This is a genomic window from Streptomyces sp. cg35 (assembly GCF_050410835.1).
Taxonomy (GTDB): domain Bacteria; phylum Actinomycetota; class Actinomycetes; order Streptomycetales; family Streptomycetaceae; genus Streptomyces.
The window spans coordinates 1854570-1867391 of sequence record NZ_CP191268.1; the positions used below are offsets into that span (position 1 = coordinate 1854570).

Below are 12822 nucleotides of genomic sequence, written 5' to 3' on the forward strand. Positions count from 1 at the left end.
TACACGTCAACACCAACTACAGCTTGTTTTCCATGAGTTAACGTGCGGCCCTGCGGCCCCATCCGGTTCCGGCCAGCACCAGCGCGCCGCCCACCAGGCCCGTCGCGCCCAGGTGTTCACCGCCCAGCACGATGCCGACGGCCGCGGCCCACAGCGGCTCGGTGCCCAGGAGCAGGCTGACGCGGGAGGGCGAACTGCGGCGCACCGCCCACATCTGCACGAAGAACGCGAACAGCGTGCAGAAGACGGACAGGAACAGCAGCCCCGCCCAGTCGGCGGGGGTGAAGGCGGCCGCCGCGTCCCACGGCGCCGCGCCCGTGCCGGGCGCGGCGCACAGCAGGGCGAACACGACGACGGCGGAGCCGAGTTGGACGGTGGTCAGCGGCAGCGCGTCGGCTCCCTGGACGGACTTCAGCCGGGCCATGACCAGCACGTGCACCGTGCGGGCGAGCGCGGCGAGGAGCATCAGGAGGTCGCCGGCCGACGGGGCCGTGAATCCGCCGCCCTGGGTGAGCAGGACGACGCCGAGCACGGATGTCGCGGCCGCCGCCACGAAGGCGCGGGGCGGCCGGGTGCGGGTGACGGCCGCCTCGGCGAGCGGGGTGAAGATCATCGTGAGGCTGATGATGAGGCCCGCGTTGGTCGCCGAGGTGTGCACGACCCCGTACGTCTCCAGCAGGAAGATGCCGCTGAGGATCAGGCCGAGCGTGCCCGCGCCGCGCCACTGGGCGGCGGTCAGGTTCTTCAGCGCCCGTCGGCCGGCCACGGCGAGCACGGGCAGCACCGTCCCGAAGCGCAGCACGAGGACCGCGAGCACGGTGGACCGGGTGGTGACGCCCTTGGCCGCGAGGTAGCTGGCGCCCCAGACGGCGGCGACCGCGAGGAGCGGGACGTCGGTGAGCCAGGCACGGGGGCGGGGCGCGGGCAGGGCGAGCGCGGTCAAGGGCGGGTCTCCGGCTTCGGATGGAGGCATGAAGGCTGTGGAGACGACGGCGGCTCGCACGGGAGCGATCACCGTACCCGTGGCGTGATCGTCCCGGCCATACCTCCGCCGGGCCCGATCGTGGCGTCCGATTGCCGCCAGCTTCCGCCTCCGTACGCCGCTGTACTCGAGGCCACAACGACCGATGACCTCAGGAGAGAGCATGAACGGCAAGGTGGCTCTGGTGACCGGCGGCAGCCGCGGGATCGGTGCGGCGACGGCGCTGCGGCTCGCGGCGGACGGCTTCGACGTCGCGCTGACCTATGTGCAGGGCAAGGAGGCGGCCGAGGACGTGGTCCGCCGGATCGAGGCCCTGGGGCGGCGCGGACTCGCGGTGCGTGCCGACGCGGCGGACGCGGACGAGGCGGCGGGCGCGGTGACCGTGACGGCGCGGCGGCTCGGGCGTCTCGACGTGCTGGTCAACAACGTCGGTGTCGGCGTTCTCGGCCCGCTCGACGGCCTGGCCCTCGCCGACGTGGACCGGGTCCTCGCGGTGAACGTGCGCGGCGTCTTCCTCGCCGCGCAGGCCGCGGCCCGGGTCATGGGCGAGGGCGGCCGGATCGTCACGATCGGCACCTGCATGACGCAGCGCGTCCCGGGCCCCGGCGGCACGCTGTACGCGATGAGCAAGTCGGCCCTGATCGGTCTGACGAAGGCGCTCGCCCGGGAGCTGGGCGGCCGGGGTATCACGGCGAACATCGTCCATCCGGGCCCGGTCGACACGGACATGAACCCGGCGGACGGCCCCTTCGCGGCCGGGCAGGCGCAGATGACGGCGCTGGGCCGCTTCGGCACGGCGGACGAGATCGCGGGGACCGTGGCCCACCTGGCGGGGCCCGCGGCCGCGTACGTCACGGGTGCGGAGTTCGCGGTGGACGGCGGGCACGCCGCGTAGACACGCAAAAGATGCGGGGCACACCGGTGCTGTCAGGCCGGTGTGCCCCGCAGGCTCTTCCTATCGGTTACGCACCCAACTCCGCATGGCGGGCCGCCAGTTGAGACGCGCCCTGCTCCGTGAGGGAGCCGAACAGGCGCAGTCGGGAGATACCGCCGTCGGGGAAGATGTCGATCCGGGCGTGGGTGCCGACCGCCGGGGTGTCGAGCACGAAGCGGTGGTTCGTGTCGGGCTGGAGGCGGGTGCGGGGCAGGACCTCGACCCACTCGCCGTCCTCGCCGTCCTTGACGGAGACCGAGGCCCAGCCGGCGCTGTTCCCCTTCAGGTACGCGGTGTCGATCTCCAGGGCGCGGATCTGCGACTGGGCGACGAGCTGGTACCGGATCCAGTCGTTGCCGTTGTCGCGGCGGCGCCGGGTCTCCCAGCCGTCGTCCATCTTGCGGGAGTAGCCCGGCTGGATGGTGTTGGAGGCCGGCGAGTAGAAGAGGTTCGAGGCGTCCTCGGCGCGGCCGCCGTTCGCCAGGGCGACGACGTCGAAGGTGCCGAGCGTGGCGAGCCACTTCGGGTCCGGGACGACCTCGCCGTACACGCGCAGGCGGGCGATGCCGCCGTCGGGGTGCTGGTTGACGCGCAGGTGCGTGAAGCGCTGCTCGACGTCGACCGCGAAGCCGTTCGCCGCGTGACCGCCGACGGCCGTGCGGGGGACGAGCGTCGTCCACTTCACGTCGTCGGAGAGGAGCTCCTCGGGGGTGGGCGCGCCCGCGACCGACGCGGCCTCGACCGAGACGGCCTGCGGGTAGTTGCCGCGGAAGTGGGCCGTGTCGACGACGATGCCGCGGATGACGCCGGGGGCGCCGAGGCGGACGAGGGCCCAGTCGTGGTCCTCGGCGGTGGGCCACGGGTGGTCGGCGCCGGTGCCGCGGCGACGGCGGGTCTCCCAGCCGTCCATGATCTTGCCCTTGTGGCCGAAGTGCTCCGGGTCGAACTCGGCGCGCTCGGGGATGAGCAGGTTCTCGCGCTGCGCGAAGAACTCGTCGTTCGCGGCGATCACACCGGCGCCGAGCTGGCGCGCGGCGAGGTCGGCGTACTGGGTGAACGGGAAGTCCGCGGTGCGGTAGTCGGCGTACGGGTCGCCGCCGCCGTAGGGGCTGGCGTCACCGGTGAAGCTGGGTATCCCAGAGTTCGCGGACATGGTGGTTACTTGTTCCTTTCGAGCAGCGTGCCCTGCGGGGCGGTGAACTCGCCGTCGGCGACGATGCGTTCGCCGCGCAGCCAGGTCGACTTGACGACGCCGTGCAGCGTCTTGCCCGCGTAGGCGGTGACGCGGTTGCGGTGCTGGAGCGCGGCCGGGTCGACGGTGAAGGTCTCCTCGGGGGCGAGCACCGCGAAGTCGGCGTCGCGGCCGACGGCGATGGCGCCCTTGCGGTCGTCGAGGCCGACGAGGGCGGAGGTCCGCTCGGACATCCAGCGCACCACGTCCTCCAGGGAGTGGCCGCGCTCGCGGGCCGCGGTCCAGATCGCGGAGAGACTGAGCTGGAGGCCGGAGATGCCGCCCCACGCGGTGGCGAAGTCGTCGGTCTTCAGATCGGCGGTGGACGGCGAGTGGTCGGTGACGATGCAGTCGATCGTGCCGTCGGCGAGGGCCTGCCAGAGCAGGTCCTGGTTGGCGGCCTCACGGATCGGCGGGCAGCATTTGAACTCGCTGGCGCCGTCCGGGACTTCCTCGGCGGTGAGCGTGAGGTAGTGCGGGCAGGTCTCGACGGTGAGCTTGACGCCCTCGGCCTTGGCGGCGGCGATCAGCGGCAGCGCGTCGGAGGACGACAGGTGCAGGATGTGGACGCGGGCGCCGATCCGCTTCGCGGTGTCGATGAGGCCCTTGATCGCGACGTCCTCGGAGACACGCGGCCGGGTCGCGAGGTAGTCGTCGTACTTGGGGCCGCTGTGGTGCGGGGCGACGTCCAGCTCGTGCGGGTCCTCGGCGTGCACGATGAGCAGACCGCCGAAGCCGGCGATCTCGGCCATCGAGGCGGTGAGCTGGTCGCCGTTCAGGTGCGGGAACTCGTCGACGCCGGACGGCGACAGGAAGCACTTGAAGCCGAAGACGCCGGCGTCGTGCAGCGGGCGCAGGTCCTTGACGTTGTCCGGCAGGGCGCCGCCCCAGAAGCCGACGTCGATGTGCGCCTTGGCGGCGGCGACCTCCTGCTTGGTGCGGAGGTTGTCGACGCTGGTGGTCGGCGGCAGCGAGTTGAGCGGCATGTCGACGAGGGTCGTGATGCCGCCGGCCGCGGCGGCGCGGGTGGCGGTCCAGAAGCCTTCCCACTCGGTGCGGCCCGGGTCGTTCACGTGGACGTGCGTGTCCACGATGCCGGGCAGCAGCACGTGGTCGCCGAAGTCCTCGAGCCGGGCGCCCGCCGGTACCTCCGCGTCGTGGCCGAGCACCGCGACGATCTTCCCGGCGGCGACGGCGACCGACGCGGGCCGCGTACCGTCGGGGGTGATGACGCGGGTCGAGCGCAGCACCAGTTCGACTTCGACGTCCGACACCCTGGACCTCCTCTGATTCAACGTTCTGTTGAAGGAGTCTTCACTCCTCGTTCGCGGTCCGTCAAGGGTCCGCAGCGCGCACCGTACGTCCCGCACACTCTCTGGACGTTTCCACAAAGTGAAATTATTATTCCGGTACGCAGAACGTAGCTACCGACGAACTTCGGGGTCAAGGGATCACTGGTCGGGAAACGCTCGGTAGGCTGCACCATCGCCTGCTTGTCCTCGAAAGGAACGCGCCGTGCCGACGTCCGACGCCAGCACCACCGACACCGCCAAGGCCACGCCCAGTGGCGGTGTCCAGTCCCTCGAGCGCGCCTTCGACCTGCTGGAGCGGATGGCCGACGCCGGCGGCGAGGTCGGGCTCAGCGAGCTCTCCGCGAGCAGCGGTCTGCCCCTGCCGACGATCCACCGCCTGATGCGCACCCTGGTCGCCTGCGGCTACGTACGCCAGCAGCCCAACCGGCGCTACGCGCTCGGCCCCCGCCTCATCCGCCTCGGCGAGTCCGCCTCGCGCCTGCTCGGCACGTGGGCCCGGCCGTATCTCGCCCGGCTCGTCGAGGAGACCGGCGAGACGGCGAACATGGCCCTGCTCGACGGGGACGAGATCGTGTACGTGGCCCAGGTGCCCTCCAAGCACTCGATGCGCATGTTCACCGAGGTCGGCCGCCGGGTGCTGCCGCACTCCACCGGTGTGGGCAAGGCGCTGCTCGCGGACACCCCCGCGGACGAGGTGCGGGCGCTGCTCTCGCGGACCGGGATGCCCGCGGCCACGGAGAAGACGATCACCACGGCCGACGGGTTCCTGAACGCGCTGGAGGACGTGCGGCGCCTCGGGTACGCCGTCGACGACAACGAGCAGGAGATCGGGGTGCGGTGCCTGGCGGTGCCGGTGCCGGACTCGCCCACCGCGGCGGCCATCTCCATCTCGGGTCCCGCGGGGCGGGTCACCGAGGCGGCCACGGACAAGATCGTGCCCGTGCTCCAGCAGGTGGCGCGGGAGCTCTCCGAGGCGCTGGCCAGTTCCGGGGCGGCGTCCTAGCGGGGCCGTCTGCGGGTGCGGGTGCTGTCTGGCCGGTCGCCACGACGCACCCCGCACCCACCCGCACACCTACCGAGGCAGACGCAGAACCTCCGCCCCCGCCAGCCGTCCGTCCACCATCTCGACGACCTGGTCGGCGACGCCCAGGTGCGCCCGGTCATGCGTGACCAGCACCGTCGCCACCCCCCGCTCCCGCGTCAGCCGCCCCAGCAACTCCAGCACGGCGGCCCCTCGTTCATGATCGAGCGCGCTGGTCGGCTCATCCACCAGCAGCACCCGCGGAGCGTTCACCAGGGCCCGCGCGATGTTGATCCGCTGACGCTGGCCGCCGGAGAGCTGGTGGGGCCGCCGGTGGGCCTGTCCGGCCAGACCCACCGCGTCCAGCAACTCCGCGGCGCGGTCCCGCACTTCGCGGGCGCGACGGCCGTCCAGGTGGGCCATGACCTGGAGTTGCTCAAGGGCCGTCAGGGACGGCAGCAGATTGGGCTGCTGGAACACGATGCCGACGGCGCGGCGGCGCAGCTCCGCCGCCGCGGCCCGGCGCAGACCGGTCGCCTCGGCCCCGTCGATCACCACCCGCCCGCTGTCGGGCGTCACCAGGGTCGCGGCGACCGCGAGCAGACTGGACTTGCCCGAGCCGGACGGTCCCACCACGGCGGTCACCGTCCCCGCCGGGACCTCCAGGTCCACCCGGTCCAGGGCCGTCAGCCGGCCCTCCCCGTCCGCGTAGGTGAGGGTGATGTCGTCGAGCAGCAGGGTCATCGGGCGCTCCCGAGCGCGGTGAGGGGGTCGACGGCGGTGATCCGCCGGATGGACAGGGCGGCGCCGGCGACTCCGAGGACGGTCATGACGGCGGCCGGGCCGAAGCTGGTCAGCGGCTCCAGCACGAACGGCACGCTGTCCGGCACGAACGCCCCGATCAGCGCGGCCAGCGCGGTGCCCACGGCGGTGCCGCCGACGAGCAGCACGACGGCCTGGCCGAGCGCGTCCCGCAGCAGATAGGACGTCGAGGAGCCCAGCGCCTTCAGGACGGCGATGTCACCGCTGCGCTGGATCGTCCACACGGTGAAGAACGCCCCGATGACGAGGGCCGAGATGACGAAGAGGAAGCCGCGCATCAGCTGCAGCGACCCGTTCTCGGCCTGGTAGGACCCTATGGCTTCGAGGGCGCCCTGCACGGTCGTGGTCCGGGTGCCCGCGGCGCGGTCCGCGGCCGGCGCGTCGTATCCGGCGGTGGTGTCGAGGGCGACGACGGTGGCCTGCGGGCCGTTGCCGCCGGCCCGGGGCGCGAGCGACTGCCAGTCGTCGAGGTCGATCCAGACGACCGGGGTGTGGCTGTAGGAGGCGTCGCCGGAGACGGCCGTGACCTTCACGGTGGTGCCGCCGAGGGTGAGGGGGTCGCCGACACCGACGCCGAGTTCGTCCGCGGCCTTGTGCGACAGCACGGCGGTGCCGGGGGCGGTCGTGTCGGGCGCGAGGCCGGAGTCCGGTTCCACCCCGAACGCGGAGACGGCCGCGGTGTGGTCGCCGGACCGCGCGCTGACGGTGCCGATGCCGATCGGCCGCGCGCCGCTGACGCCCGGCTGTGCGGCCAGCTCCCGCCACTGCGCACGGTGGACGGTGGAGCCGGTGAACGACACCGACTGGTCCCCGGCCGGCCGGGCGAACGCGATGCGGTCGGCGGGCAGCCCGGTGAGCGCCGACGTGTTGTCCCGGGCCAGCCCGGCGGTCAGCCCGGACAACAGCCCCACCAGCAGCGTGATCAGTACGATCACGGTTCCCATCAGGGCGAACCTGCCCTTGGCGAACCGTAGGTCTCTCCATGCGACGAACATGCCGTCCACCCTGCTGCCCCGAGCCGCGCACGGGCATCGCGCCACAGCACGCTTCACCCGGATCGAAGGAAGGACGCCGCTTTCCACCTTTCGGTTGACCGGCTTCGGCGGCCGGCTTCGTACGCTGGTGAGCAGTATGGATCCACGTTCCCTGACCCCCGCTCTGCGCGCCCTGCGCCTGTGCCTGCATCTGCTGATGGCGGGGCTGCTCGCGCTGGTCGTGGCCCGTGGCCTGACCGGCCGCTCCGCCGAGCCGGTCGCGGCCGTGGTGGCGGTGACCGTGGCTCTGGGCGCCGTGTACGCGGCGGGTCCGCTGATGCCCGCCGTACGGGCCACGCGCGCGGGCGCCGCGTGCTGGCTCGCCGCGCTGGGGGCGGTGTGGGCGGCGCTGCTCGTCCTCTCCCCCGACGCCCTGTGGCTGGCCTTCCCGCTGTACTTCCTCCTGCTCCACCTGCTGCCCGCGCGGTGGAGCGTCCCGGCCGTGGTGCTCGCGGCGGGCGCGGCCATCGCCTCGTACGTCGGGCACGGCGCGGCGCTGAACCCGGGCGCGTTCATCGGGCCGCTGCTCGGCGCGGCCGTCGCCGTGGCCACCGTGCTCGGTTATCAGGCGCTGTACCGGGAGAGCGAGCGCAGGCGCCGCCTCATCGAGGAACTCATCGCGACCCGCGCCGAACTCGCCGACGCGGAGCGCGCCGCGGGCACCCTCGCCGAGCGCGAGCGGCTGGCCCGCGAGATCCACGACACCCTCGCCCAGGGGCTGTCCTCGATCCAGCTGCTGCTGCGCGCGGCCCAGCGCGACCTGCCCGGGGACTCCCCGGCCGCCGGACACATCGAGCAGGCCAGGTCGACGGCGCAGGACAACCTCGCCGAGGCCCGCCGCTTCGTCCGCGCCCTCACCCCGCCCGACCTGGCGAACGGCTCGCTGGCCGGGGCCCTGGAGCGGCTGTGCGCCACGGCCCCCGGCCTCGTCGCCCGCTTCACGACGAGCGGCACCCCGCTCGCCCTCCCCACCCCGTACGAGGTGGCGCTGCTGCGGATCGCCCAGTCGGCGCTCGGCAACACGGTGCGGCACGCCCACGCGTCCCGCGCGGAGATCACCCTCAGCTTCATGGAGACCTCGGTGGCCCTGGACGTGGTGGACGACGGACGCGGCTTCGACCCGGACCTGGCCGTGCCCGGTGACGGCGGCTTCGGGCTGCCCGCGATGCGGGCCCGGGTCCGCGCCCTCGGCGGCACGTTCACCGTCGAGTCGGCGCCCGGCCAGGGCACGGCGGTGGCGGTCACGCTGCCGGTTCCCGCCGGGGGTGACGTGTGATCCGGCTGCTGCTCGCCGACGACCATCCCGTCGTACGCGCCGGTCTGCGGGCCGTCCTGGACGCCGAGCCGGACTTCGCGATCGTCGCGGAGGCCGCCACGGCGGAACGGGCGGTCGAGCTGGCCGCCGCGGAACCCGTGGACGTGGTGCTGATGGACCTGCAGTTCGGCGCGGGGATGCACGGCGCCGAGGCCACGGCGCGGATCGCGGCCCTCGACGGGGCGCCGCGGGTGCTCGTCCTGACGACGTACGACACCGACGCGGACATTCTCGCCGCGGTGGAGGCGGGGGCCTCCGGCTATCTGCTGAAGGACGCGCCGCCGCAGGAGCTGGCGGCCGCCGTCCGCACGGCCGCCTCGGGCCGCTCCGCGCTCGCCCCGGCGATCGCGCTCCGCCTGATGGACCGGTTGCGGGCGCCCTCCGAGGCGTTGAGCCGGCGGGAGCTGGAGGTTCTTCAGCTGGTGCGGGACGGCTTGTCGAACGCGGAGATCGCTCGTGAGCTGTTCTTGAGCCAGGCCACGGTGAAGTCCCATCTGGTGCACATCTACGCGAAGCTGGGGGTGGATTCGCGGACGTCGGCCGTGGCCCGAGCGACGCGATCCGGATTGCTGAGACCCCGCTAGGGGCGTGGGGAACTGCGCGAGCAACCCACGAAGAGCCGCGGACGCGTCTGCTCGCTCCATGAGCAGACGCGTCTGCGGCTCTGCCGTGGCTGGTCGCGCAGTTCCCCACTCTCCTTACGGGGCACAGAAGTCGCCCGGTGTCAGATGGCGCAGGGCACGCAGCTCCGCCCGCCGAGCGGAGCGCACCGGCACCGTGAGGACGGGGCACACCGCGTGCCGCCGCACATACCGGTGCACCGCCGCGCGGCGGGACCGCACCCCGAGGACGAGCAGGTCGTCCGGGCGCGCGGCCAGCCCGAGGAGCGCGGGGCCGGGCCGGGAGCGTTCGACGCGGAGCGACACGGCCAGGCCGGGCGGCGGTCCGCCCAGCGTCTCCTCGACGGCCCGGGCCAGCTCGGCGCGCGCCGAGTCGTGCCAGTGCCGGGCCCACGCACGGTCCGGCCAGCGCCGGTACATGCCCTCGCCCTCCGGCGGCTCCCAGGCCAGCACCACCACGAGCTCCCGCGCGGAGCGCCCCGCCGCGTCGGCCGCCGTGCGCAGGGCGACGCGGCTCGCCGGGGAACCGCTGACGCCGACGACGACCCGGCCGGGCCGCTCCGGCGCGGCCGGGGTCCGCGGACGGCGACGGCCGCCCCACGGCCGCCCGCCCGCCGCTTCCTCCGCGCGGCGTTGCAGCACCCGCTCGTACCGGTCGCTGAAGCCACTCCTGTCGGCGTGCATGATGTGCCTCCTCGTTCCCACCCAGGCCACTTCTGGTCGGCCGGTTCCGAGTCTGTAGATTGATTGGCCTGGAGAGCAGGGCCAATGACAGGAATGTGGCATGGCAGTCGGCACAGGAGTCCGCAGCATGGACAACGCGGCCGGGCGCCCGGGCGCCAAGCGGCTCGCCGCTCTGGTGACGGGCGTCGCCGGGGAGCGGCCGGGCTATCGCGCGCTCGCGCAGGGGATGCGCACGCTGCTGCTCGACGGGCGCGTCGCGCTGCACACGCGGCTGCCCGCCGAGCGCGAGTTCGCGACGGCGCTCGGGGTCAGCCGGGCCACGGTGACGGCCGCGTACGACCTGCTGCGGGAGAGCGGGTACGCGCGCAGCCGACGGGGCGCCGGGACCTGGACCGAGCTGCCCGAGGGCGCGCGGCTGACGAGCGTGCGCACCCCGGAGGCCGGCGAGGACGTCATCGATCTGGCCGTCGCGGCACCCGGCGCGCTGGCCGACGAACTGGCGGCCGCGTACGCCGCGGCGAGCGAGGACGTGGCCCGGCACGCGCTGACACCCGGTTACCACCCGTACGGTCTGGCGGAACTGCGCGCCGCGATCGCCGAGCGGTACACGCGGCGCGGTCTGCCGACGCGGCCGGAGCAGATCCTGGTGACCTCCGGCGCCCAGCAGGCGGTCGCGCTCACCCTCACGCTGCTCGGCAGGCCCGGCGACCGGATCGCGGTGGAGAACCCGTCGTACGCCAACGCCCTCTCCGTGATCCGGCAGTTGGGGCTGCGCACCGCTCCCGTGCCGGTGACGGAGGACGGGTGGGACGCCGAGCTGTTCGGGGCGATCCTGCGGCAGTCGGCGCCCCGGCTCGCCTATCTCATCCCGGACTTCCAGAATCCGACGGGCCGGCTGATGCCGCTCGACCAGCGCCGCCGGATCATCGCCGACGCCCGCGCGACCGGCACCTGGCTGGTCGTCGACGAGACGATCGCGGACATCGCGCTCGACGTCCCGACACCGCCGCCGTTCGCCTCGCTGGCGCCGCACGGCGGTGAACAGATCGTCACCGTCGGCTCGCTGAGCAAGGGGCACTGGAGCGGTCTGCGGGTCGGCTGGGTGCGGGCGGGCGCGCGGCTGATCACCGAGCTGACGGCGCAGCGGGTCATGGCCGACATGTCCGGTTCCGTGCTCGACCAGCTGGTGGCGCTGCGGCTGCTCGGCCGCGAGGAGGAGATCCTGCGCCGGCGCCTGCCCCTGCTGCGCGACCAGCGCGACCGGCTGGGCGGCCTGCTCGGCGAGGAGTTCCCGGACTGGCGGTGGCAGGTGCCGCCCGGCGGGATGTCCCTCTGGATCGATCTGGGCCGGCCGATCGCCTCGGCGCTCGCCGGGGCGGCGCTGCGGCACGGGGTGCGGATCGAGGGCGGGTCCCGGTTCGGCGCGGATCCCGGCACGTTCGAGAACCGGCTGCGCTGGCCCTACACGCAGCCGGCCGAGGTCGCCGAGGAGGCGGTGCGGCGGGTCGCGGCGGCCGTCGACGCGGGGCTCGGCGCGACCGTCGAGGAGCCGGGGCGCCCGCACTGGGTGGCCTGAGGCCGGGCCCGCCCGATCCGGGCCGCCCGGTGCCGGGTCAGCGCTCGGCCGGCGGCCCGCCGAACAGCTCCACCGCGCCGCGCACCTGGGCGAGGGACGCCGACAGGGCGCTCACCGACCCGATCGCGCCCGCGATCAGCAGCAGCGACCGGCGCAGCCGCGGCACCTCGGGACTGCCGCCGCCCGCCATGGCGTCGAGGGCCGCCAGCTCGTCCTCGGCGATGCCCCGGTCCGGGAATTCGGCCGGGTGGGCGGCGAGTTCCCGGCGCAGCCGGGACACGGCCGAGCGCAGCTCCGCCACTCTCGGGTCCTCGTCGACGCTGCCCGTCACCGGCCTCTGCTCCACGCTCCGCAACACAGTTCTCCCCCTCGCACATCGTTGTGCGCCTGTCGTACGTCCACAGCGCGGACCCTCGCCGGGCGGTGGTCGGGCGCCCAACTCGGATACGTGGCGGCCCAGTTAACGCCACGAGCCGCCTTGCGCGCCAGTCCGTTGCGCAAGGCAACTTCCACCGCGCGGGCGTCGGCCCGCCCCGTGCGGTATGCAGGGGGCATGACGACCGGAGAAACGGACGAGGTGGCCGGGCTGCTGCTCGCCGCGGGGGGCGGACGGCGACTGGGCGGGCGCCCCAAGGCCCTGCTGTCCCATCGTGGACGGCCCTTGGTGGAACACGCGGTACGGATGCTGCGCGCGGGGGGTTGCGGCCCGGTGCACGTGGTACTCGGGGCGGCGTCCGGCGACGTACGGGAGCGGGCCGCGCTCGACGACTGCGTCCTCGTGGAGAACCCGGCATGGGAGGACGGCATGGGATCGTCGCTGCGGGCCGGGCTCGGCTCGCTGGCCGGCGGCGGCGCGGCCGCCGCGCTCGTGCTGCTCGTGGACCAGCCGGGCATCGGCGCCGCCGCGGTGGCCCGGGTCCGGGAGGCGTACCGCTCGCCCGCGTCCCTCGCGGCGGCCGCGTACGACGGGGAGCGGGGGCACCCGGTGCTGTTCGGACGCGACCACTGGGCGGGGATCGCGGCGAGCGCGGACGGGGACCGCGGGGCGCGCGCCTATCTCAAGGAACACGCGGGAGCCGTGCGACTGGTCGAGTGCGGGGATGTCGCGGAGGCGTACGACATCGACACCGAGAGGGATCTCCGCCACCTTGAGTGAAAGGCGTGGCACCGAGCGCCACGTTCTGTCGACTCAGAGAATCTCGACATCAACAAACGATTGAACTTCCACGATAAGGAAACTAGTATCCACCGATCAGAAGGGCCGGTCCCCCGTTGAGGGGCCAGCAGCCG

13 protein-coding genes are annotated in these 12822 nt (G+C 73.7%); 6 read left to right on the forward strand and 7 right to left on the reverse strand.

Translation table 11 applies throughout. The features are described from left to right. Positions 1 to 37: 37 nt before the first annotated feature. Complete coding sequence (locus tag ACQUQD_RS08710; RefSeq protein WP_428951452.1) at positions 38 to 943, reverse strand: DMT family transporter; 906 nt, start codon at positions 941 to 943, stop codon at positions 38 to 40. A 202-nt stretch (positions 944 to 1145) separates the two neighbouring features. Here ACQUQD_RS08710 and ACQUQD_RS08715 point away from each other — a divergent pair, with 202 nt between their 5' ends. Continuing rightward, positions 1146 to 1877, forward strand: a complete 732-nt coding sequence (locus ACQUQD_RS08715) for an SDR family oxidoreductase (RefSeq protein WP_428951453.1) — start codon at positions 1146 to 1148, stop codon at positions 1875 to 1877. Between the two features lie 67 nt (positions 1878 to 1944). On the opposite strand, the gene alc is transcribed toward ACQUQD_RS08715, so the two are convergent. Both alc and allB read right to left on the reverse strand, forming a co-directional pair. Beyond that, positions 1945 to 3069, reverse strand: a complete 1125-nt coding sequence (alc, locus tag ACQUQD_RS08720; RefSeq protein WP_428951454.1) for an allantoicase — start codon at positions 3067 to 3069, stop codon at positions 1945 to 1947. 5 nt (positions 3070 to 3074) lie between these two features. Then, the gene (gene allB, locus ACQUQD_RS08725; RefSeq protein WP_428951455.1) at positions 3075 to 4421 is read right to left on the reverse strand and encodes an allantoinase AllB; all 1347 of its coding nucleotides are present in this window, start codon (positions 4419 to 4421) and stop codon (positions 3075 to 3077) included. Positions 4422 to 4662: 241 nt separating this feature from the next. Here allB and ACQUQD_RS08730 point away from each other — a divergent pair, with 241 nt between their 5' ends. Then, complete coding sequence (locus ACQUQD_RS08730) at positions 4663 to 5463, forward strand: IclR family transcriptional regulator (protein ID WP_428951456.1); 801 nt, start codon at positions 4663 to 4665, stop codon at positions 5461 to 5463. 69 nt (positions 5464 to 5532) lie between these two features. On the opposite strand, the gene ACQUQD_RS08735 is transcribed toward ACQUQD_RS08730, so the two are convergent. Continuing rightward, complete coding sequence (locus tag ACQUQD_RS08735; protein ID WP_428951457.1) at positions 5533 to 6225, reverse strand: ABC transporter ATP-binding protein; 693 nt, start codon at positions 6223 to 6225, stop codon at positions 5533 to 5535. After that, on the reverse strand, positions 6222 to 7298 hold the full coding sequence (locus ACQUQD_RS08740) for an ABC transporter permease (protein ID WP_428951458.1): 1077 nt from the start codon (positions 7296 to 7298) through the stop codon (positions 6222 to 6224). The genes ACQUQD_RS08735 and ACQUQD_RS08740 overlap by 4 nt, the downstream gene beginning before the upstream one ends. A 136-nt stretch (positions 7299 to 7434) precedes the next feature. Between ACQUQD_RS08740 and ACQUQD_RS08745 the strand changes: the two genes are divergently transcribed. Next, complete coding sequence (locus ACQUQD_RS08745; RefSeq protein ID WP_428951459.1) at positions 7435 to 8613, forward strand: sensor histidine kinase; 1179 nt, start codon at positions 7435 to 7437, stop codon at positions 8611 to 8613. Then, positions 8610 to 9236, forward strand: coding sequence for a response regulator (locus tag ACQUQD_RS08750; protein WP_428951460.1), 627 nt, complete (start codon positions 8610 to 8612; stop codon positions 9234 to 9236). The genes ACQUQD_RS08745 and ACQUQD_RS08750 overlap by 4 nt, the downstream gene beginning before the upstream one ends. A 114-nt stretch (positions 9237 to 9350) precedes the next feature. Here ACQUQD_RS08750 and ACQUQD_RS08755 read toward each other — a convergent pair whose 3' ends face one another. Beyond that, a complete protein-coding gene (locus tag ACQUQD_RS08755) occupies positions 9351 to 9956 on the reverse strand; it encodes a universal stress protein (RefSeq protein WP_428951461.1) in 606 nt (201 codons plus the stop codon). A 100-nt stretch (positions 9957 to 10056) separates the two neighbouring features. Here ACQUQD_RS08755 and ACQUQD_RS08760 point away from each other — a divergent pair, with 100 nt between their 5' ends. Beyond that, entirely contained in the window at positions 10057 to 11532 is a 1476-nt protein-coding gene (locus tag ACQUQD_RS08760; protein WP_428951462.1) for a PLP-dependent aminotransferase family protein, read from the forward strand. Positions 11533 to 11569: 37 nt separating this feature from the next. Here ACQUQD_RS08760 and ACQUQD_RS08765 read toward each other — a convergent pair whose 3' ends face one another. Further along, positions 11570 to 11890: a DUF5955 family protein gene (locus ACQUQD_RS08765; RefSeq protein WP_428951463.1), complete on the reverse strand. Its 321-nt coding sequence runs from the start codon at positions 11888 to 11890 to the stop codon at positions 11570 to 11572. A 195-nt stretch (positions 11891 to 12085) separates the two neighbouring features. On the opposite strand from ACQUQD_RS08765, the gene ACQUQD_RS08770 reads away from it, so the two are divergent. Then, on the forward strand, positions 12086 to 12688 hold the full coding sequence (locus ACQUQD_RS08770) for a nucleotidyltransferase family protein (RefSeq protein ID WP_428951464.1): 603 nt from the start codon (positions 12086 to 12088) through the stop codon (positions 12686 to 12688). Positions 12689 to 12822: the final 134 nt, after the last annotated feature.